Below are 21,150 nucleotides of genomic sequence, written 5' to 3' on the forward strand. Positions count from 1 at the left end.
CCCCGCACGCCGGTCCCCCGCTCGGCGGATCGCCGCTCCCCGGGTCGTCGACAGGCGACGCGCGACGGACCTGGTCCGCCTCGGGTGACCGGGCGGTCCTGCCACCCCGGTCCGCAGCGATCCCTCGGTCGCGGACAGCCCCGGCGCAGGGCCTCCGACCGGGCGAGGACCCCCGACCTGTGGTCCGTCGCTACACCACGCCATCCGGCCCGTCCTCGGGCACGCCGGCCGCAGCCCTTCCCCCGACCATGCGCGCCCTGCTCGCGGCGGAGGCCTCAGGCGCCCTGGGTGCTGCGAGCCCTGGGGCCACCCGGTCCACGACCGTCCGCCCTCCTGGCTCCATCCACCTGGAAAGTCCCACCATGAACCCAGCCGCCCCTGACGCGCCCGCGAGCCCGTTCTCGATGCGCGGGCACGACGCGCCTGCGCCCGCTGCCGCCTGGCAGCCGTCGGGCGAGGTCCTGGACCTCATCACCGAACGGGTCGTCGAACGCCTCGAGGACCGCGTCGTCGAGGAGATCGAGCGCCGTGGCCGCCATGTCCGTGGGGTGTTCTGATGCCGGCGACCGAGAAGGCGTTCCTCGAGATCGAGAGCGGCGAGCGGCTGCCGTGCCTGTTCAACCCCGCGCAGCTGGCGATCAGCCGGAGCAACACCTGGGCGGGGGATGCGATGCCCGGCCGTGGCGTTCCCCAGCTGCGATACACAGGTGCCCAGTCGGGCACGCTGTCCCTCGAGCTCTTCTTCGACACGACCAACGCCGGTGTCCCGGTCACGCGGTACACCGGGAAGATCCTGGCCCTCATGGACGTCGACCCGTCCCTGCCCGGCGCCAACGAGGCGACCAACAACGTGCGGCCTCCCTACGTCACCTTCCACTGGGGCGACCTGCACTCCTTCAAGGCCGTGGTCGCACAGCTCGACCTGACGTTCACCTACTTCTCCTCCACGGGCATCCCGCTGCGCGCCACCCTCGCGCTCACGCTCAAGCAGTACGAGCCGTCCAAGGCCTTCGGCCCGCAGAACCCCACGTCGGGGACACCGAGCCCGCACCGGGTGCACCGGGTCCAGTCCGGGGAGACCCTCGACCGCATCGCCGCGCGGTACTACGGCGACTCGACCCGCTGGCGCAGCCTGGCGTCCGCGAACTCCATCGACGACCCGCTCGCCCTACGCCCTGGGGCGCTCATCTCGATACCGAGGATGGACACGTGAGCGCGACCGCCGCGCCGCCGGCCACGGACGGCATGGCGCTCGCGCCCGTCGTGACGGTCGACGGCATGCTCCTTCCCGCCCCCTGGGCCGACGCGCTCGTCGAGCTGCGCGTCCGGCGCGCGGTGCGCACCATCGGTCGATGCACGTTGCGCTTCTCCGACCACGGCTACACGCTGGCGAAGCAGAGCAGGCTCACGCTCGGGGCGCAGGTCAAGGTCGAGGCGAAGGCAACCGTCTCCAGGAGCCCGCAGGTCCTCCTCTTCACCGGTCAGGTCACCTCGTCGGGCATCGAGCAACGCGACGGAGGACCGCCCGAGCACGTCGCGGTCGTCGAGGACAAGGCCTACGCGCTGAGCCGAGCGAGCCGTGCCGCGACCTTCCTCCAGATGACCACCTCGGACATCCTGACCAAGGTGGTGACCCGCTGCGGGCTCAAGGCCGATATCGCCCACCACCCCACCCTGCTCGACTACGCGCTGCAGACCGACAGCGACCTCCACTTCGTCGACGAGCTCACCCGTCGCGTCGGCTACGACTGGGAGGTGGTCGACGGGACCTTCCACGCCTGGGAGTCCCTCAACGGCTCCGCGATGCGAGGGCAGGGCATCGGACCGACCGTGACGCTGACCCTCGGTGAGACGCTCCGGGAGATCTCGGCGAAGGTCTTCGGCGACGCACCGACGTCGGTGACGGTGCGCGGCTGGGACATGATGGCCAAGGAGGCCATGGAGGCCCGGGTCGCCCTGCGGCGGGACGGGCACCCCAAGGGCCTGACGACCCTCATGGGCGACGTGCCCGGGGATGTCGCCCCCCGACTCTCCACCACGGTCGGCGCGCTCGACCCCACCGACGCCCAGGTGATGGCCTCGGCCCAGGTCCAGTCGGTGGGCATGGTTCTCGCGCGAGGTCGCAGCGCCGTCACCCCGACGCTGCGCCCCGGGGTGATGGTCGACGTGCACGGCGCCGGGCCGGCAACCGGTGCGTACTACGTGCAGGAGGTCGAGCACCTCTACCGGCAGAGCGGGTTCCACACCCACTTCGTCGCCGGTGACCGACCCCCGACCCACCTCGGCGAGGCCGCCGGAGACCGGTCCGGCCCGACGTCGAGCTTCACCCACACCGGTCTGGTCGTGGGCATCGTCACCGAGATCAAGGAGGACCCCCAGGGCATCGGCCGGGTCAAGGTCTCCTTCCCGGGCCTGGCGAGCACGGTCGAGTCCGAGTGGGCACGGGTCGCAGCGGTGGGTGGTGGCGCCGACCGAGGCATGGTCATCCTCCCCGAGATCGGCGACGAGGTCCTGGTCGGCTTCGAGGGAGCCGACGTCCGACGCCCGGTGGTCCTGGGCGGGCTCTTCGGCGGGAAGAACAAGCCACCCGCCGAGATGCAGCGCGACGGCAAGGTCCAGAACCGGCGACTCACCTCCCGGCTCGGCCACGTCGTAGAGCTCGGTGACGGCGCCCAGGACAAGGAGCAGCACATCCGTCTGGCCCTCGCCGGGGAGCAGGTCAGCCTGCGTCTGGGCAAGGACCGCGCCGACCTCGCCCTCCCGGAGGGCGTCCCGCTGAAGATCGCCTCGGGCAGCTCGTCGATCACCATGGACGGCAAGGGCGGGATCGTCCTCGAGGGCAGCACGATCGCCTTCAAGGCGCAGCAGAAGATCCTCCTCGAGGCGCCCGAGGTGACCGCCAAGGCCCAGTCCAAGGTCGCCCTGTCCGGGGCCATGGTGGACATCAAGGCCTCGGCGACGGTCGCCGTGGAAGGCTCGGCCCAGACCACGATCAAGGGCGGGATGGTGCAGATCAACTGATGGACGCCCACCACCCCCGGATGCTCGCCGGGACTGCGGGCCCCGACGCCTCGTTCATCGGGCGCGGGTTCAGCTGGCCGCTCGAGGTCGACCACCGCGGGGCGATCCGGCTGACCGACGGAGCCGAGGACCTCGACCGCTCGATCCGCGTCGTGCTGCTCACCGCCCCCGGCGAACGACTGATGCGCCCGCAGTTCGGCTGCCGCATCTGGGACCTGCTGTTCGAGCCGGTCAACGCCAACCTGATCGGCCTGATCTCCGAGGCGGTCCGTGACGCCCTGGCCCAGTGGGAGCCACGGGTCGAGGTCCTGGACGTGCTGCCCGCCCAGGACGACGACGACTCGGGCCTGGTCCGCATCTCGATCACCTATCTCGTCAAGGCGACCAACGACCGCCGCAACCTCGTGTACCCCTTCTACGTGATCCCGCGTGAGGACAGCTGATGTCGATCCCCCCACCCAACCTCGACGACCGGTCCTTCCAGGACATCGTCGACGAGACCAAGCGCATGATCCCGCGGTTCACCCCGGAATGGACCAACCACAACGTCTCGGACCCGGGCGTCGCGCTCATCGAGCTCTTCGCCTGGATGAGCGAGATGGTGCTGTTCCGGGTCAACCAGGTCCCCGAGAAGCTCTACGTGCACTTCCTCAACCTGGCCGGGATCGAGCTGTTCCCACCGACGGTGGCCCACGCCGACGTGACGTTCTGGTTGACCGCACCTGCCACCCAGCCCGTCGGCGTCCCCGTCGGAACCGAGGTCACGACCTCGACCGCAGCGACCGACCCGGTGATCTTCTCGACCGTGCGAGAGGCCGTCGCAGCACCACCCCGGATGCGAGCGGCGCACACGACGCGTGCCCGCGAGGAGCAGGTCGTGGACGGCTGGGACGACCTGACCTACCTCGGCAGCTCCCTGACCTGCTTCACCTCTGAGCCCGTGCAGGCCGGTGACGCGCTCGCCCTGGGCTTCGCGGACTCCCTCGCGGGACTCGCGCTGCGGCTGACCGTGGAGGCGACCGCGGAGGGCATCGGCGTCGACCCGGCCGACCCCCCGCTCGCCTGGGAGGTCTGGACCGGTGAGGCGTGGACCGCCGTGGAGGTGCGGAGCGACAGCACCGGTGGGCTGAACCGCAACGGCGAGATCGTCCTGCTCGTCCCGCAGGCGCACGAGCCGCTCACCCTGGGTGGGACGGTGGCCCACTGGCTGCGCGTACGTCTCGTGCACCCCGCACCGGGCCAGCCCACCTACAACGCCTCGCCCCGGATCGCGGCGCTGCGCGCCGACGTCGTGGGGGTCACGGTGCCGGCCGAGCACGCGACGAGCACCGGTCAGGAGAACCTGGGCCGCTCGACCGGCGTGCCTGCCCAGCAGTTCCGTGTCGGCTCGGTCCCGGTAGCCGCCCGCCGCGAGGACGAACGGGTCCGCGTCGTGGTCGGCGAGGTGGTCACCGACTGGACCGAGGTCGGCGACTTCTCGCTGTCCGGCCCGACCGACCTGCACGTGGTCTGGGAGTCGACCACCGGCACCGTGCGTTTCGGTCCCCGCATCCGCTACCCGGACGGCACGGTCCGCCAGCACGGTGCCGTGCCCCCCGACGGCGCTGTGGTCCAGGTGACCGGGTACCGCTACGGGGGTGGTGCTCGGGGCAACGTCGGAGCGCGGACCCTCAGCTCGCTGCGGTCGACGGTCCCGTTCGTCGGGGGCGTGGTGAACCTGCACCCCGCCGGTGGTGGCGTCGATGCCGAGACCGTCACCGAGGCCAAGGTGCGGGGTCCCCTGACGCTGCGCACCGGGCAGCGTGCGGTCACGGCCGGCGACTTCGAGAGGCTCACCCGCGAGACCTCGGTCGAGGTCGCCCGGGCCAGGTGCCTCCCGGCGACGCAGACCCCCAACGGTGCCGTACGTGTGCTCGTCGTCCCCCAGCTGCGCACCGACCCGCGGACGCACCGCATCGACGACTTCGCCCTGTCCGAGCCGCTGCTGCGCTCGATCAGCGACGTCCTGGACGCCCGCCGCACGGTCGGCGTGGCCGTCGAGGTCGGGACACCGTACTACCAGGGCGTGAGCGTGGCGGCACTGGTCAAGGCCCTGCCCGGGCGGCCCGCCGCGCTGGTGCGCCAGCGTGCGCTGGACGTCGTCGACCGCTACGTGAACCCGCTCACGGGTGGTCCCGACGGGACCGGCTGGCCGTTCGAGCACGAGATCAGCGCGGCAAGCATCGGCCAGCTCATCGAGGCCGTCGAGGGGGTCGAACGGGTCGAGGAGCTGTTGCTCTTCGAGTACGACCTGCGAACCGGCCGCCGGCTGGGCAGCGGCCGCGACGTGCTGCTGCCCGAGGCCCACACCCTGTTCCTGTCGGCCGAGCACCGGGTCGTGGTCCGGTGACCCGCTCCGTCGCGCGCCTGCGCCCACCCGAGGGGGGCCGGCGTGCGCAGTGACCAGTGGATGCTCTCCCAGCTTCCGGTGGGGATGACCAGCGACGACTTCTTCACACGCTTCGTGTCGATCTTCCAGGAGGAGGCCGGCACCCTCCTGGCCCATGCCGACAACCTCGAGCACCTGGTCGACCCGTCGCTCGCGCCGCCGCAGATGGTGCGCTGGATCGCGACCTGGATCGGGTTGGCCGGCCTGGACCCCGGTCTCCCGGACGACTCCGCACGCAAGCTGGTCGCGACCGCGTCGAGCACCCTGGGGTGGCGCGGCACGAAGAGCGGCCTGACCGCGATCCTCGAGGCCTACAGCGGTGGACCCGTGCACGTCCAGGACGGCGGTGGGGTCTGGCGCGAGGGCGAGGCCCCCGCGGATCCCGCGTGGGTGGTCATGTCCGTCGCGTCGACAGGTGGCCTGACCGAGGAGGACTTCGTGGCCCTGCTGGCCGACCACGTACCCGCGCAGGTCCGTGCCGAGCTCTGGGTCGGTGACCGGCTCGTGTGGCCCCAGCCGTCGATCCGAGAGGTGGTGCCCGGTGACTGAGCCCTGGACCGCGATGCCCGACGAGCCCCTGCGCGGCGGCACCGAGGACGACGGCCTGCAGGACACCATGACCAGCTGTCCGGAGTGCGGGACCACCTCCGTGGTCCGCCCCTCACGCCGCGACGCAGAGGACTTCTGCCCGGCCTGCGACTACCCGCTGTTCTGGGCCCGGAGCTACCCGGCCGCCACGGCGCCGGCGGGCGACTCCGACGACGCACGACGTCGGGCACCGGGAGCCTCGGGGGCGACCCTGATCGCCACTGTCCCCTGCCCGAGCTGCTTCGAGCTGAACCTCCCCGGAGCCTGGCTGTGCATCCGATGCGATGGCAGCATGACGCCGCCGCCACCCCCGGTCCCCGCTCCGGTGCTGATGCCCGTGCTCGTCCCGGACCCGGTCACGGTCCGCGAGCCGACGCCTGCCGAGCGGTTCCCGTGGTGGTGGTTCGTCGCGATGGTGGTCGCCGTCGGGGGCTTCTGGGCCGTCAGCACCTTCCTCTGAGCGGGACCCTGCGGCCGGCGCCCGCGGTGACGCAGCGGTCCGCCTGAGGGGTCAGGGAGCCGTCACGGTCACCGGCGGGGACGTCGACGCACGGTAGTAGCTCTCCGCACCGGGCCTGAAGATGGCGTAGAAGCTCTGGGACACGCCCGTGGCCGTCCAGGCGACCGTCCCCCCGATCCCCGCAGTACCCACCGACACACCGTTCGGCGCAGTCCCGCGGTAGACGGTGAACGTCCCGGGAACCCCGCCCGGGCTCCGGGTCGGCGTGAAGGTCACGATCTCCCCGGTCGCCACACCCGTGGACGGGCTCGCCACCAGTGCGGCGACCGTGACCCCGTACACCGTGACGACCGAGGAGACCTCGGAACCCGTGTGGGTGGTGGTCTGCACGTACCTGGCGGTCAGGGTCGAGGTGCCCAGCGCCAGGCCCGCGGTGACGGCCCCGGTCAGGTCGAGACCAGCCCCACCCGTCGTGTCGACGGTGGACGTGCCCAGCACCGTGGACCCGTGCAGGAAGGTGACCGACCCGGTCACGACCGGGTCGCCGCCGGGGCCGGTGACGCGGACGGCCAACGTGGCAGGGCTACCCCGGTCGATCGTGGCGGGCGGCGAGACGAGCGCCGTCGTGGTCGGGACACGGACCGTCACCGAGGTCGCGGTGGCCGTCGTCGACCCCGCGTGAGTTCCCGTCCCGTTGAACCGGGCGGTGAATGCGCTCACCCCACCGGTCCACGCCGAGGTGTCCGGGGTCAGGACGGCGGTCCGCGTGCCACCCGATGACGAGACGGTCACGTCCGGGGTCAGCTCCACCCCGTCACGCAGGAAGGTGACCGTCCCCCCGGTCAGCCCTGCGGTGCCGCCCTGGGTCGTCACGCTCGCCGTCAGGGTCAGCACCTGACCCGGGGACACCGGGTGCGGTGCGGCCGCCAGCGTCGTCGTCGTCCCGGTCCTGGCCAGGGTGAACGAGGCCGTGACCTCCGGTCCGGCCGAGGCGATGGCGATGCTGCGCGTCGTCGGGGAGATCGTCCACCCCGCAACAGCGGGGGTGATGGTGTAGCTCGACGTCCGGTCCAGGTGCACGACCTCTGCCCCTGCACCGATCCCGACGGACCCGTCCACGACCACCGTCCCCGTACCTGCCCCCGAGCTCCGGGTGATCACGAAGGGCAGTGAGGCCGGGGCGTCGGTGGCGGTGGACGTCGCCACGACCCGCACCCGCACCTCGGAGACGACCAGTGCCACCACGGTCGCCCCCTCGGCGACCGGTGCGCTCGTCACGCCGTAGTGGCCGGTCGGGCCCGAGACGGACGCCGTCCACGCACCGGGCGGGACCTGGTTGAAGGTGGTGCGGAACTCCCCGCCGCCGGCCCGGACCACCGGCTGGGCGGCCAACGAGAGCCCACCGGTGGCCTCGGGGTCCAGGGCGACGAGCGCACCGGTGAGGTCGAAGCCCTGCTCCGAGGTCACCGTGACCGTCACCTGGCGCGTGACCGTGTACAGCACGAGGTCGACCGAGAGCACCTGACCGCCCCGGACGGTGACGGCGCGGGAGGTGCCCGAGTAGCCGGTCGCGTCGACGGCGAGCACGTAGGAGCCGTCAGCCACGCCCACCAGGGTGAACGCTCCATCGGTGGTGGTCGTGGAGTACCCGAGGTCTGCCTGCGTTCCCGCCTCGAGCAGGTCGACCGTCGCACCGTCCAGAGGTACGGCCGCGGCGGCCCCGGCCTGGCCGGACACCGTCCCGATGACGGTGTTGGTCCGTGCCGCGATCGGCAGGCTCAGCACGGTCGGCTCCCCGGCAGCGACCGTGATGCTGACCGTCAGCGGCGCGAAGCCACCGCCCGAGATCGCCAGCGTGTAGCTGCCCGGCTCGATCCCGGGGAAGAGGTACAGGCCGTCGGTGGTCGGCGACGGGCACGTGTCGGTCGTGGTGGCGCAGTCGATGGTCACCGTCCCGTCGACTCCGACCAGGGCCACCTGGAGCCGGTCGACCTCCGTCGACCCCGCGTTCTCGGGGTCGTAGACCGTCAGTCGGAGGTCGACCGGAGTCGCCCTGAGCAGCAGGTTCACCGCGACCTCGGTGCCTCCCGCGACCGGGACCGACCGGGACGGGGCGCCGTCGGCAAGCCCGTAGCCCGGGGCCACGACGGTGACGGTCCACGTCCCCTCGACCAGCCCTTGCGTGCTGGCGGTCCCGGTGATCCGGTAGCCCCCGGAGGTGTCGGTCGTCGCGGTGAAGACCCGCCCGCCCGCCTGCTCGGCGCGCACGAGCACACCCGACAAGGTCCGGGTCGCGCCGGTCGAGGTCTGGACCGACACGGTGCCGGTGATCGCCCCCAGCTTGGTCACCGTGACCGGCACGGCGTTCGTCTGGCCCGGGGCCACGGTGACGGTGAAGGTGTGGAACGCGTGACCGGCCGCCTGCACCAGCACCTGGTAGCTCCCGCTGGCCACCTCCCCGAAGCTCACCTCGTTGGTGCCGGCGATCGCTGCGGTGGTGATGTTCCCCGAGGCCGGCCGGATCAACGTCACGACGGGGTCCTGCACCGCGGAGCCTGGGGGTGCACCGGCGACCACGGCGACGGTCAGCTCACCGAACCGGGGAAGGTCCAGGGTGATCGGGCCGTAGGCGTCGGGGAGCACGGGGACGGTGAAGTCCACGACCGTCGAGTCGAACCCGGCGAGCGAGGCCCTGACCCGGTAGACGCCAGGACGCACCATGGTGCCGTCACCGTCGGCCGGCTGGGACAGGTCGCCCCACACGAGCCGGGCCTGGCCGGGCGTCCCGGTCGCCACCGCGCGCACACCCGCACTGCCTGCGCCGGGCGGAGCGCGCTCGACGTCGAACTCGGTGGCTAGCATCTGCGCGGGTGTCAGGGAGGCCCCACCCAGGAAGGTCATCGTGCCGACGAAGGGCCGTCCGGTGGGCTCCAGGACGAGAGGTGCGGTGAGGTCGGCGATCGTCACGTTCGACCAGCTCAGCTCACGGTAGGCGGGCGGGACGCCGGGGCTCGCGCCGGGGACCCTGACGGTGATGCTCACCTGGTCGGTGACCAGTGGCAGGTACACCTTCCAGGTCTCGTCGACGTCCGCCGGGGTCGGCACGACCTCGAAGACCCCGTCGGCACCGGTCAGCACGGTCGCCGTCGTGGTGACCGGCACCAGACCGGAGTACCCGGTGACACCGCTCAGCTGCACGCTCGCCCCCGGGACGGGGGTCAGGGCGCTCGGGCTGAGCTGGGTCGTGACCACGCCCTGGAACGAGGCGCGCGGTCGGGTCAGCACAGCCTGCATGGCGATCTCCTGGTTGGTGCCCAGGGTCACCACAGCCGTGGAGGCGGTCAGCGAGATCGTCGCGGTCTCACCCTCGGGAACCGTCTCCCAGGCGATGTCGAACCGGTAGGAACCGGGAGGCAGGTGGGTCACCAGGACGCGCCCGTCCGCGCCGGTCCTCCAGGGGTCGGGGCGCGGGGTGAGGGGCCCGTCGGACAGCCGGACCGGGGTCACCACCGCACCCGGTGCGGGCAGCAGCGCGGTCGAGCCGCTGTCGGTGAGCACGGTCAGCGCCAGCCGGGCGAGGCGGTCCAGCGTCGCGTCGTACCGTCGCACGTCGCCCGGGGTCAGCACGATCGCGACCGCTGGGACGGTGAGGTACTCGTCGTCGCCCGGGACCACCATGACGTCGAACTGCCCGCTGCCCAGACGCTCGAGCGCGTACGAGCCGTCCGGTCGGGTGCTTGCGCACTGCGCGCCGCCGGTGATGGTGCACGACACCTCGCCGTCAGGCTCCTGGGCTGTCACGCAGTCGCCCAGCGGACCGCTCTCGCCGGTGGGCCGCGCCACCACGCAGGTCCCCGCCGGGACGGCACCGACCCGGGTCAGCACGGTTCCGACGACCGAGGGCGAGGGGAACAGCGCGACCTGGGCCGCCACGACCGTCTCACCCATCGCCACCTGCACCCTGACCCGACCCGGCTCGTAGCCGGGGGCAGACAGGGTCAGGGTGTAGAGGCCGGGCAGGAGCCCCTCGGCACCGGGAGCCGGGACGGTGTACTCGAGGTCCGGGTCCGAGGTCACCTCGATCGTCCGGATGGACCCGTCCGCGGCCGGAGCGGTCAGCGTCACCGTGATCTCGCACCTCTCCGGCGTGCCGTCGGGCTCGAGCTGGAGGTTCGAGCAGCTGATCACGCCGTTGGTGCGGGCATCCGAGACGCGCCCACGGATGAAGGAGGTGGACAGCAGACCGTCCCCGGGGATCACCGTCATCATCAGGTCCGAGCTCACGGCTCGCCCGGCGGTGACCGTGACCGGTGCGAAGGCGTCCAGGTGACCGAAGAGCTCGGCCGAGAGCACGTAGTCCCCCGGCACGATGCCGTTGAACCGGAAGGTGCCGCGGTCGTCCGAGGTGCTCATCGTCTTGTAGGTGTTCTCGCCGTCGCTGAGCGTCAGGCCCGCACCGCCCTTGCCAAGACCAGCACCGTCGACCAGGGTGCCTTGCACCACCCCGGTGGACAGGCCGAGCCTGACGTCCAACGTGGCCGCGTCCGCACCGGTCCCCAGGGTGACCTGGCTCGTGTGGGAGGCGAACCCGTCGCCGCTGACGGTGACGGTGTAGGTCGACGGCACCGGCAGATCGGCCAGGATGAACGCACCGGTTCGGCCCGAGGTGACTGTCGAGGCGCTGCGGGTGACCACCCCGTCGGTCGCGGTGACCGTCACCCCACCCAGCCCACCGACGCCTCCCAACGCGTCGGGCCCGGTCACCGTCCCGGCCAGTGCCGCGACCCCCCGGTCCAGCGTGAGGTCGACCTCACGGCTCGCACCGGCGGCGAGGTCGACGAGTCGGGACTGCGCGCCGAACCCTTCACCGGCTGCCGTCACCAGGAAGGTGCTCGGTGTGGACAGACCCTCGACGGACCATCGCCCGACGTCGCCCTCCGTCGCGGTGCTCGTGGTGACGACGTTGGTGCCGTCGGTGAGAGTCACCGCCACCCCTCCGACCGCACCCTGCGGCCCGACGACGCGGCCCGACAGGCTGCCCGACCCGGCGACCATCTCGACCTTGATCAGTGATGCCGCGGCCTCGGCGCCGGTCATCACGAACCGCTGCGTCTGGAAGCCCTGCTTGGACAACGTGATGAGGTAGTTCGACAAGGGAGACATCCCGGCGAAGGCCCACGTGCCGTCCTCCAGGGACGCGGTGCTCCGGGCCGCGTCGGCGACCTCGGTACGGACCAGCGCCAACGACGAGGCAGGCACCTTGCCGAGAGGTGCCCCGTCGGAGGCAGCGGGCACGGCGAGCGCAGCGGTGAGCACCTGCGCGCTGCCATCTCCCGCACCGCCGCTCTGCGCCTGCCCGAGCTGCGCCGCGGCCGGAGTCACCTGGCCCGGACCTGCGTCACCGCCCACGATCTGGCTCGCCGGCACCACCTGGACCCGGAAGCCCGCGGGGTCGGCGGCGCTGATGATCCCGCCGATCCGCACGTGCTCGCTCCGGCCCGCCGGGGCGTCCTGGTCCTGCGCGTCGCCGTCCCTGCTGCCCGGCTCGGAGCCCTCGGCCCCCACGCCGGCACCCGACCCGCCCGCGAGCGTGCTCTCGGTACCCACCCGCTGAGCGATCCAGGGCGCACCGATCACCACCCCGGTCAACCACAACGCCGCCACCACGAGCATCGACAGCGCACGGATCGCACCCGAGCCCAGCAACGGTCGTGCGGTCAGCACGGCCTGGGAGCGGGCGGGCGCCTGGTCACCGGTGGCCGCGAGGACGAACGTCCGACGGTTGCGGTGCCCGACCACCTGCGGGTGCAGCACGGTCAGGCGTGCGGGCAGCCGGACCGTGCTGCGCGCCGGCACCCGCACCTGCTCGTCGGTCAGCTCGACCCGCATCCCCTTGACCGGGCGCACGGCGAGCCGCAGCCGGACGTCCTGCTCACCGCTGTTGCTCAGCACGACCGAGACCCGACGACCGAAGACCGCCGACGACTCCGCGGGCTCCACGCCCATCATCACGGTGCTCGGGGCATCGACGCGGAGCTCACCCTCGACCATGGTCGCCACGGCCCGTGCCGCACCGCGACCGCTCACCTGTGCCTGGACGGCGAGGGCGAAAGGATAGGTGCCGGGCACGGCACCGGGCCCGATCCGGACCAGGAGGTCGACCGAGATGGTCGCGTCGGCCGGGACGTCGGCCACGTGCCGGGGCAGCGGGAGCCACTCGCCGTCCAGACCCAGGGTGGTCACCGTGATGTCGCGCGGACCGTCGGCCAGGTTGCGCAGGTGGACACGGACGACCGCCTCCTGCCCGGAGGCTCCGTGCGCGTCCGGCTCGACCAGCACGCTGGGCGCGAGGTCACCGGTGGGTCGAAGGCTGCTCATGGTCTGCTCACGTCGCTCAGTGGCCGGGGAGGTCGAAGTCGTTGACGACCTGGTCGCTCGCCTGCACCGTGAGGGGCCGCGAGGTGGCTACCGGTGCGCCGCTCGCGGAGTACCTGACCTCCAGGATGTAGGAGGCGGGTGCGTCGACGTCAGCCAGCACGTACCGACCCTCGCCGTCGGTGCGGACGCTCGCGACCGGTGGTGCCGCCGTGCCGTACTGATCCGCCCGGTAGAGGTCGACGATCGCCCCCACCGTGGGGGCCTGCAGCTGGCGGACCCGCCCACTGATGCTCGCCGGCGAGACGAGCACCGGGTCGACCCGCTGCTCCTGACCCGCCACGAGGGTCACGATCGACGACGTCGGACGGGTCCCCGGACGGCTGAACGTCAACGTGTAGGTCCCCGGTGGCAGGCCCTCCAGGACGAACGAACCCGCCGAGGACGCCGGGGTCGAGGCCGAGGTCACTACGAACTGCGCCTGCCCCGAGCTCGCCACGACCTGGACGTTGCTCGCAGGGCCGACGATCACACCGCCCGCATCGCTCTGCCGCACCGTCCCGAACAGCCGGGCCGTCGACAGGCGCATGCGCACGTCGACCGCCGACGCGCTGGGCGCCCCCGTGGTCACCCCGCCGAAGCCGTCGACGCTGATCGACAGGACCTGCGACTCGAGGTTCTCGCGGGAGAACGTCACCGTGTACGTGCTGGGGATGCGCAGCCCGGAGACCGCCCATGAGCCCACCGGCCCCTGGCTCTGCGTCACGGTCTGCCGCGTGGTCGCGCCGTCGCTCACGGTGACGGTCACGCCACCACCGTCGCCCGGGGCCGTCACCGTCCCCGAGAGGGTGCCGGCGGCGGCACCGAGGGTCGCCGAGACCCCGGTGAGCTGCTGCCCCGCCGCGAGGTTCAGGTTGAGGGTCGCCGGCGCGAAGCCGTCGGCACCGACCACCACGGTGAACGTGCCCGGCGTGGGCAGACCGCGCAGGGTGAACGACCCGACGTCGTCCACGGTCAGCGACTCGGTGCTCACCTGCTTGTCCCCGAAGGTGGCCACCACCGAGGCGCCGCCGACGGGCCCCGCGGTGCCCGTGACCGTGCCCGAGATCGAGCCGTCGCCGTCGAGGAGCTGGATCTCGACACCGGACCTGCTCTCCCCCGCGGCGACGTCGATCCGCTGCACCTGCGTGCTGTACCCGACCTTGGCCGTGACCAGGTCGTACACCCCCGGCGACGGGACCTGCGTGAGGTCGAAGGTGCCGTCCCCACCGACCGGGACGCTGCGCACCACGGCCCCTGACGTCGCGGTGTCGGTGGCCTCCCCTGGCTCGGCACCCACCTGTCCCAGCAGCGGCGCGGTGTCCAGGGGCATCTCGAGCCGGACGGTCGCCCCTGCGACGTCGTCCCCCACGACGGTCCCCGAGACGCTCGCGGGCACCCCCCCGACCAGCACCGTCAGGTCGCCCAGCCCCTGACCCGCGGAGACCTCGACGGCCTCGGCGTCGGCGTCGGTGGCGGCGGCCGGGTACCAGACCTCGTCGAAGCCCGCGGCGCGGAACCGCAGCTTGTACGTCCCCGCGGGCAGCGAACCGAGGCCGAAGGAACCGTCCTCGTCGGTGGCGACCGTGGCGACCGGGGCGGCGGTGTCCCCCTCGTCGAACGTCTCCACGGTGACCCCCTCGACGCCCTCCCCGGTCGAGAGCAGGAGCACGCGCCCACCCAGGGAGGAGGTCCCGGTGAGCGAGCCGCCGTCGCGGGCCTGGGCGACCTGCAGGGCCAGGTCCCGGTCCGCGGCCGACCTGCTGACCACGCTGTGCAACGCCGTGGTGATGACGACGGCGAAGATCGAGACCGCCAGCAGAAGGCCGAGCATCGCCAGCAGTCCGCGGCTGAAGACGGGCTTCTGGATGAAGACACCCATCGCGTCCGGACGGGTGCCCTCCGGCACCGCGTCGAGACCCGGGTCAGCCGTGGTCGGGCGCTGCGGCGGCGCAGGGGCACCGCCGGCCATGACGTCCACCCGGCGCCGGGTGGGTGCCTTCTGCTCGTGGACCCGCAGCTCGAAGGCACGCGGCTCGGGTGAGCCGAAGAGCCGACGTCGGGCCGTCACCCGGAGCTCTCCGACGGTGTGCTCACCGGGGCTGAGCAGGAACCGGGGCGGGTCGACGGTGAAGGTGATCTTGCGCTCGGGGTCGCTGCCGACCAGGGTGGCCCCGACCATCGTGTTGCCGCTGTTCTCGATCACCACGCCGAAGACCCCGCGGCGGCCCCCGGTGACGACCGAGGGGTCCAGCCGCACCTCGACGCGGCGCGATCCCGCGACGTCGACCACGACCTCCTCGACGGCCGTCTGCTCCGGGGCGGTGAGCTCGCGCACCTGCACGGCCATCCGACGCTCACCCGCGGGCAGCCCGACGGGCAGGTCCATCCGGACGGTCACCACGGCCGACTCCCCCGGGAAGAGGGTCGGTTCGGCATCGTCGACCCGCACCCATGCCGGGTCGGCTCCCAGCAGGCGCACCGCATAGCCGCTGATCACCTCACCGGTGTTGGTGATGGTGACGACGACCACCGAGGGCTCACCGACGCTCGCTGCCAGGCGACGCGGCTCGAGATCGATCTTCACCTCAGCGCACCGCCGGAAGCCGCAGGTCCTGGCTCGCCGACCCACCGGCCTGCACGGCGACCACGGCGGTCTCCACGACCCGGCCGGACCGCGAGAGCGTCACCGCGTAGGTGCCCGGCGGGAGCTGGGCGAAGACGTAGTCACCCGCCGACCTGCCGGCCACCGCTGTCGAGATGGTCGTCCAGACCTGCCTGCCGTCGGTGGCCTGCACCTCGACACCTGAGGCACCAGCGCCCGCGGCATCTCGCACGACCCCGCGCACCGTGCCCCACGAGGGGCGCATCGTCACGGCCACCGGCGCCGTCGTGCCGCCGGTCAGGTCCACCGCCACGCTCTGCGGCGCGTAGCCGGCGAGCGTCGCGGTGAGCGAGTAGAGACCGGGCTCGAGTCCTGCCAGGGTGAAGGCCCCGACGGTGCCCGTGGTCAGGCTCGTGGCCTGCACGGTGCTGGGCCCGCCGCCGACGGTGACGCTCGCGCCACCCAGCCCCGTCCCGTCGGTGGCCAGCACCCTGCCCGTCACGGTCCCTGCGCCACCCCCGAGCGCCACCACCAGGTCGCTGCGCACGCCCCCGGCGGACAGGTCCACCACGACCGTGGCAGGCGTGAACCCCTCCTTGGTGAACGTCACGACATAGGTGCCCGGGGTGGGAAGGAGAGGGATCACGAAGGCTCCGACCATCCCCACCGTCGGGGTGCCCACGACGACGTCCGTCCCGTCGACCGTGGTGGAGACCTCGACGCCACCCAGCGGCAGCCGGCCGTCGGTCACGGTGCCGCTGATCTGCCCCGTCCCCGAACCGAGATCCACCGTGGTCGCGAACCGCTCCTGGCCACCGTCGACGTGCTCGGTGGTGGTGGTGGGCAGGTAGCCCTCGGCGGTGAAGGTCAGCTCGTAGGTGCCCGGTGCGGGAAGGCCCGCGAGCACGTAGGTGCCGTCCGGTGCCGCCTCGACGGTCTGCGCCGATGACTCGTCCTCGCGGTCCCACATCGCGCGCGCCACGACCTGTGCCACCACCGGACTGGTGACGTCGCCGACGTCCACCGTGCCCCGGATGGTCGCGGGGGCACCCGAGACGGTCACGTCGACCCCGTCGGTCACCGTCTGGCCCACAGCGAAGACCGGTGCGGCGTCGGCAGGACCGGTCGCAGCGGGGTACCAGACGGTCTCGTAGCCCTCGCCACGGAAGCTCACCAGGTAGCTGCCCGGAAAGATGCCCGCGACCGCGAAGGTGCCGTCCTCCTGGGTGGCCGCCGAGCCGACCACTGCCCTGCTGCCGTCCCCGGCGGTCCGCCACGCCTCCACCGTGATCCGGCCCACGCCCTCCCCGTCGCTGAGCGCCAGGACCGTGCCGGCCAGGGTCCCCCCCACCCCTGCAGCCAGCACCCCGTCCCGTGAGACGCTCCCGGCGGGCATCGCTCCGGGAACGCCCGCTGCGCCGTCGGCCGGGTCCGAGGTCGCGGCGAAGAACGACGGCGGGGCGGACTTGGTGTACGCCTCGGAGCCGAGGACCTGCCGGATCCCCAGCAGGAAGATCGCCGCCCACACACCGACGATCGCGAGCAGCACCAGGGCGGTGAGCAGACCACGGCTCAGCAGCGACCGCTGCCGGAGTACCAGCGAGACCACCTCGTGCTGGTCGAGCGCGGTCGCCTCGACGCGCAGAGGCCGGTCCCGGTCACCGCCGACGAGCTGGCGGGGACCCTTGACCTGCACGGCGCAGCGCGCTGTCGCCCCAGGCTCGACGCTCACGGTGGACGGGGTGATCGCGCACTGCAGGGTGCGGTCGCTGTCGTTGGCCCGCAGAGCCACGTCCAGCGCGACGTTGCCCTGGTTGCGGACCTGCACCTCGAAGGTGGCCCGCCTGCGGGCGCGGATCACCGTGGGCGAGGCGGCCAGCGCGAGGTCGGGCCGACTGCCCACGACCACCGAGACGTCGTGGTGGACGACGTCGCCCCCCGGCACCTGACCGGTGACCTGGACCGTCACCGGGTGGGTGCCGGCCGGGAAGGTGCTCGGCAGGTCGAGCTGGACCACCATGTGCCCGGTCGCGTCCGGGAACAACGGCAGGACAGCCGGACGCGAGGTCGCCAGGTCGACCGGCAGACCCAGCACGTGCGCGGTGACGCCGTCGATCACCGTCCCGGTGTTCACGACCTCGAGCGGGATCTCACCAGCCCCTCCCGGGGCGACGTCCAGGACGTCGACCGTGCTGAGCACTCTCATGGTCGCTACGCCCCTCCGTCAGCGACGGTCGAGCGCAGCACGCCGTCGGCGTCGCGCCGGGACCGCAGCCCGGAGGTGTCCCCCGTCCCGGGGCGGGAGACCGCCGCGGTGGGTGGGACGGGTGTGGCCATGCCCTCGATCGAGCTGACACCCCGGGGCGCGGACTCCCAGCCGTAGGCGTCGCTCGCGACCGTGGCCAGCAGGGTGAACGACGCCTTGAGGTTGCCTCCCAGACCGCCCCACAGGTCGCGTGGCCGGTTGACCTCGTCCACCGCGAGCGTGAGCTGGACGTTCGAGGACAGCGGGGTGCTCAGGTGCTCGGGCGGTAGCACCTGCTGGGCGATGAGGCGCGTCAGCACATCACCCAGCAGCAGGTGCTCGTCGCGGGTGCTGCCCGCCCAGGCACTGACCAGGTAGGACAGCTGGACCATCGGCAACGGCGCCCGACGCTCGAGGCCGCCCTCGGCCCCCGGTCGTGAGGAGCCGGGCCGCGGAGGCAGGGGGCTGCGGGAGACCAGGTAGAGGAAGCAGTTGACCGTGACCCGGTTGACCTGGGCGGCCCAGGTGCCCGACGGCGCCTCGAAGGAGATGTCGCCCACCTCGTGCGACAGCGGCAGGGCGGCACGCAGATAGCTCTCGAGCCCGTCCTCGACGGCGGGGATCAGCACAACCGGTGTTCCCTTCTCCGTCGTGCGGCGCCCGGTCCTCGCGGCCCGGCGTCGGGTCGTGGGCAGCGGGCAGCACGGACCCCTGCAGGCCTTGTCGAGGCTACGAAGCCGTGCGGGTGCGCAGCATCGGTAATCCCTACCGATCTTCCGCGGGCCTGCCGAGGTGACGGCTCGAGGGCCCTGGCGGGGGTCCGGTTCTCAGCCCTCGGTGGTCCGGACCGACCCGGGGTTGACGACCTGCACGACACCGCCGTAGGCGCAGGTGGTGGTGGCCCCGGCCGTCAGTGCGGGCTTCCCGCCGATCATGGTCGTGACCGCACCGCCGACCCACGGGGTCGTGACGGGGATGCAGGGCATCGGGGTCAGCACCCCCAGGGCGGCCGCCGTCGCTGCGACGACCATCGGGTTGGAGGTGCTGCTGCACATCCCGAACGGCGGGATGTTCATGATCGGTGCGCCGTCCGCGATGCTCGCGGCGGGCTTCCCCTCGATCATCACCCGGGCGAGCGGGAGGACGGTCAGCGCTGCCGGGGCGAGGCCGAAGCTGCACTGGATCAGTGCTGTCGCGGTCACTGCGGGCTTGCCCATCGACGGGTCCCTCCTTGCGGGTCACGACGCCTCTCCGGTCAGAGAGAGGTGCCTCGCGCCGAGGTCGACGTCTGCGCCCCGGTCGTGGTGATGAAACAGGTCACGTCGTGGTCACCGCCCTGCTCCCAGCCGCGGGCCGAGGGCAGGAGGTAGGTGAAGAACAGGTCCGAGTCCCGGTAGTCCACCCCGGTGTACTCCCGGAACTTCTCGATGCACGCACCGTCGGCGAACGCCACCAGGACCGCGTCGCCGGGATAGCTGTCGGGCCGTGAGCCGTCGGGCTGGGTGTAGGGCACCAGCGCGAAGACCTCCTGCTCGTGCGGTTCCGAGCAGGCGACCCGTCGGAGGTCAGCGACCTCGCTGGTGATCTCCTCGGGGGCGAGCACGCAGTCCCCCACCTCGACGTCCAGCACCGACACGGTCTCGACGGTCGCGTCGCCGAAGAGCGAGCAACCGGTGAGCAGGCCTGCCGCCCCGATCGCCGCCGCGGTCAGACGCAGGACGGCGATCGGGGCGCTCGACGTCGCCGTCCCGCGCAGGGCGTGGCTGCGCGGCGGATGGTCGATCCTTGACTCGCTGTGCACGTCCCGACGCTAGCCGCCGCTCGCGCGAACTCCCTCAGTAGTTTGTGCGGTACTTGCGCCGGCGCCCCGCCTCGACGGCAGCGCACGCCGTGCAGGGACGACGAAGGCCCCGGGATCGCTCCCGGGGCCTTCGTCGTCAGCGTTGCCGCTGCTCGTGCCTCAGCGCTTGTGCGCCTCGGTACCGATCTTGTGGACCAGCAGCGAGTTGGTGGTGCCCGGGACGCCGACCGGTGCACCGAAGACGATGATCACACGGTCGCCCTCCTCGGCCAGCCCGTGCGCCCGCAGCGTCTGGTCGACCTGCATGACCATCGCGTCGGTGTGCGCGACCTCGGGGACCTCGTAGGTGTTGACGCCCCAGGTCAGGGCCAGGGTGTTGCGCACCTGGGTCTCCGGGGTGAACGCGAGCAGCGGGATCGCCGAGCGCAGGCGCGACATGCGCCGGGCCGAGTCACCGGACTGCGTGAAGGTCACCAGGTACTTGACCGACAGGGTCTCGCCCACCTCGGCGGCAGCGCGGGTGATCGCCCCACCGCGGGTCTGCGGCGAGGTGCCCAGCGGGGCCATCCGCTCGCGCCCGTGCTCCTCGGTGTTCTCGATGATGCGGGCCATGGTGCGGACCGCCTCGATCGGGAAGTCGCCCACACTCGTCTCGCCCGAGAGCATGACCGCGTCGGCACCGTCGAGCACCGCGTTGGCGCAGTCCGAGGCCTCGGCGCGGGTGGGCCGCGGTGCCGAGATCATCGACTCGAGCACCTGGGTGGCCACGATGACCGGCTTGGCGGCGCGACGGGCGAGCTCGACCGCGCGCTTCTGGACGATCGGCACCTGCTCGAGCGGGAGCTCGACACCCAGGTCACCGCGGGCGACCATGATGCCGTCGAAGGCGTCGACGATCTCCTGGAGGTTGTCCACGGCCTGAGGCTTCTCGACCTTGGCGATGACCGGGACCGTCCGGCCCTCCTCGGTCATGATGCGGGCGACGTCGTCGTAGTCCTCGGCAGAGCGGACGAAGGACAGCGCGATGATGTCGGCACCGATCCGCAGTGCCCACCGCAGGTCGTCCTCGTCCTTCTGGGACATGGCCGGCACGGAGACCGCGACACCCGGCAGGTTCAGGCCCTTGTTGTTCGACACCGGACCGGCGACCTCGACGCGGGTCACGACGTCCGTGCCCTCGACCGCGGTGATCCGCACGGCCACGCGGCCGTCGTCGATGAGGATGCGGTCGCCGACCTTGGCGTCTCCCGGCAGGCCCTTGTACGTGGTGGAGGCGAGCTCCTTGGTGCCGGACACCTCCCGCGTGGTGATCGTGAAGACGTCGCCCTCGGTGAGCTCGACCTTCTCCTCGGCGAACCGGCCCAGCCGGATCTTGGGGCCCTGCAGGTCGACCAGCACCGCCACGGCCCGGCCTGAGGCCTTGGCCGCGGCACGGACGTTGTGGTAGACGGCCTCGTGGACGCCTGTGTCACCGTGGCTGCGGTTCAGCCGCGCCACGTCCATCCCGGCGTCCACCAGGGCCTGGATCTGTTCGGGCGACTCGGTCGCGGGTCCGATCGTGCACACAATCTTCGCTCTACGCATGTCT

14 protein-coding genes are annotated in these 21,150 nt (G+C 72.3%); 7 read left to right on the top strand and 7 right to left on the bottom strand.

All coding sequences use genetic code 11. The features are described from left to right. Positions 1 to 362: 362 nt before the first annotated feature. Genes M1R94_RS12660 through M1R94_RS12690 form a run of 7 tightly spaced genes read left to right on the top strand, consistent with a single transcriptional unit; the run spans position 363 to position 6,497 of the window. Positions 363 to 557: a hypothetical protein gene (locus M1R94_RS12660; protein ID WP_249382066.1), complete on the top strand. Its 195-nt coding sequence runs from the start codon at positions 363 to 365 to the stop codon at positions 555 to 557. Further along, on the top strand, positions 557 to 1,213 hold the full coding sequence (locus M1R94_RS12665; protein WP_249382067.1) for a CIS tube protein: 657 nt from the start codon (positions 557 to 559) through the stop codon (positions 1,211 to 1,213). Before M1R94_RS12660 ends, M1R94_RS12665 begins: the two co-directional genes overlap by 1 nt. Continuing rightward, a complete protein-coding gene (locus M1R94_RS12670; protein WP_249382068.1) occupies positions 1,210 to 3,021 on the top strand; it encodes a phage baseplate assembly protein V in 1,812 nt (603 codons plus the stop codon). Before M1R94_RS12665 ends, M1R94_RS12670 begins: the two co-directional genes overlap by 4 nt. Then, positions 3,021 to 3,464 carry a GPW/gp25 family protein gene (locus M1R94_RS12675; protein WP_249382069.1) on the top strand — a complete coding sequence of 148 codons (444 nt, stop codon included), beginning with the start codon at positions 3,021 to 3,023 and terminating at the stop codon, positions 3,462 to 3,464. Before M1R94_RS12670 ends, M1R94_RS12675 begins: the two co-directional genes overlap by 1 nt. Further along, positions 3,464 to 5,410, top strand: a complete 1,947-nt coding sequence (locus tag M1R94_RS12680) for a putative baseplate assembly protein (RefSeq protein WP_249382070.1) — start codon at positions 3,464 to 3,466, stop codon at positions 5,408 to 5,410. The genes M1R94_RS12675 and M1R94_RS12680 overlap by 1 nt, the downstream gene beginning before the upstream one ends. Before the next feature lie 42 nt (positions 5,411 to 5,452). Continuing rightward, positions 5,453 to 5,998 carry a phage tail protein gene (locus tag M1R94_RS12685; protein WP_249382071.1) on the top strand — a complete coding sequence of 182 codons (546 nt, stop codon included), beginning with the start codon at positions 5,453 to 5,455 and terminating at the stop codon, positions 5,996 to 5,998. Next, a complete protein-coding gene (locus M1R94_RS12690; RefSeq protein ID WP_249382072.1) occupies positions 5,991 to 6,497 on the top strand; it encodes a hypothetical protein in 507 nt (168 codons plus the stop codon). The genes M1R94_RS12685 and M1R94_RS12690 overlap by 8 nt, the downstream gene beginning before the upstream one ends. 51 nt (positions 6,498 to 6,548) lie before the next feature. Here M1R94_RS12690 and M1R94_RS12695 read toward each other — a convergent pair whose 3' ends face one another. The 7 genes from M1R94_RS12695 to pyk form a co-directional block, all read right to left on the bottom strand. Next, the gene (locus tag M1R94_RS12695; RefSeq protein WP_249382073.1) at positions 6,549 to 12,875 is read right to left on the bottom strand and encodes a carboxypeptidase regulatory-like domain-containing protein; all 6,327 of its coding nucleotides are present in this window, start codon (positions 12,873 to 12,875) and stop codon (positions 6,549 to 6,551) included. Positions 12,876 to 12,891: 16 nt separating this feature from the next. Then, complete coding sequence (locus tag M1R94_RS12700) at positions 12,892 to 15,498, bottom strand: carboxypeptidase regulatory-like domain-containing protein (RefSeq protein ID WP_249382074.1); 2,607 nt, start codon at positions 15,496 to 15,498, stop codon at positions 12,892 to 12,894. Position 15,499: 1 nt separating this feature from the next. After that, the gene (locus tag M1R94_RS12705; RefSeq protein ID WP_249382075.1) at positions 15,500 to 17,722 is read right to left on the bottom strand and encodes a carboxypeptidase-like regulatory domain-containing protein; all 2,223 of its coding nucleotides are present in this window, start codon (positions 17,720 to 17,722) and stop codon (positions 15,500 to 15,502) included. Positions 17,723 to 17,727: 5 nt separating this feature from the next. Next, complete coding sequence (locus M1R94_RS12710; RefSeq protein ID WP_249382076.1) at positions 17,728 to 18,390, bottom strand: Pvc16 family protein; 663 nt, start codon at positions 18,388 to 18,390, stop codon at positions 17,728 to 17,730. 198 nt (positions 18,391 to 18,588) lie between these two features. After that, entirely contained in the window at positions 18,589 to 18,978 is a 390-nt protein-coding gene (locus M1R94_RS12715) for a DUF4280 domain-containing protein (protein WP_249382077.1), read from the bottom strand. Positions 18,979 to 19,016: 38 nt separating this feature from the next. Continuing rightward, on the bottom strand, positions 19,017 to 19,562 hold the full coding sequence (locus M1R94_RS12720; RefSeq protein WP_249382078.1) for a septum formation family protein: 546 nt from the start codon (positions 19,560 to 19,562) through the stop codon (positions 19,017 to 19,019). Positions 19,563 to 19,721: 159 nt separating this feature from the next. Continuing rightward, complete coding sequence (pyk, locus tag M1R94_RS12725) at positions 19,722 to 21,146, bottom strand: pyruvate kinase (RefSeq protein ID WP_249382079.1); 1,425 nt, start codon at positions 21,144 to 21,146, stop codon at positions 19,722 to 19,724. Between the last annotated feature and the right edge of the window lie 4 nt (positions 21,147 to 21,150).

The organism is Actinotalea alkalitolerans, from assembly GCF_023369855.1.
Classification (GTDB): Bacteria; Actinomycetota; Actinomycetes; order Actinomycetales; family Cellulomonadaceae; genus Actinotalea.

Bases quoted from the DNA above. Each gene is read 5' to 3' on its own strand.
- M1R94_RS12660 (WP_249382066.1), top strand. From the start codon at position 363: ATGAACCCAGCCGCCCCTGACGCGCCCGCGAGCCCGTTCTCGATGCGC.
- M1R94_RS12665 (WP_249382067.1), top strand. From the start codon at position 557: ATGCCGGCGACCGAGAAGGCGTTCCTCGAGATCGAGAGCGGCGAGCGG.
- M1R94_RS12675 (WP_249382069.1), top strand. From the start codon at position 3,021: ATGGACGCCCACCACCCCCGGATGCTCGCCGGGACTGCGGGCCCCGAC.
- M1R94_RS12680 (WP_249382070.1), top strand. From the start codon at position 3,464: ATGTCGATCCCCCCACCCAACCTCGACGACCGGTCCTTCCAGGACATC.
- M1R94_RS12695 (WP_249382073.1), bottom strand. From the start codon at position 12,875: ATGAGCAGCCTTCGACCCACCGGTGACCTCGCGCCCAGCGTGCTGGTC.
- M1R94_RS12705 (WP_249382075.1), bottom strand. From the start codon at position 17,722: ATGAGAGTGCTCAGCACGGTCGACGTCCTGGACGTCGCCCCGGGAGGG.
- M1R94_RS12715 (WP_249382077.1), bottom strand. From the start codon at position 18,978: ATGGGCAAGCCCGCAGTGACCGCGACAGCACTGATCCAGTGCAGCTTC.
- pyk (WP_249382079.1), bottom strand. From the start codon at position 21,146: ATGCGTAGAGCGAAGATTGTGTGCACGATCGGACCCGCGACCGAGTCG.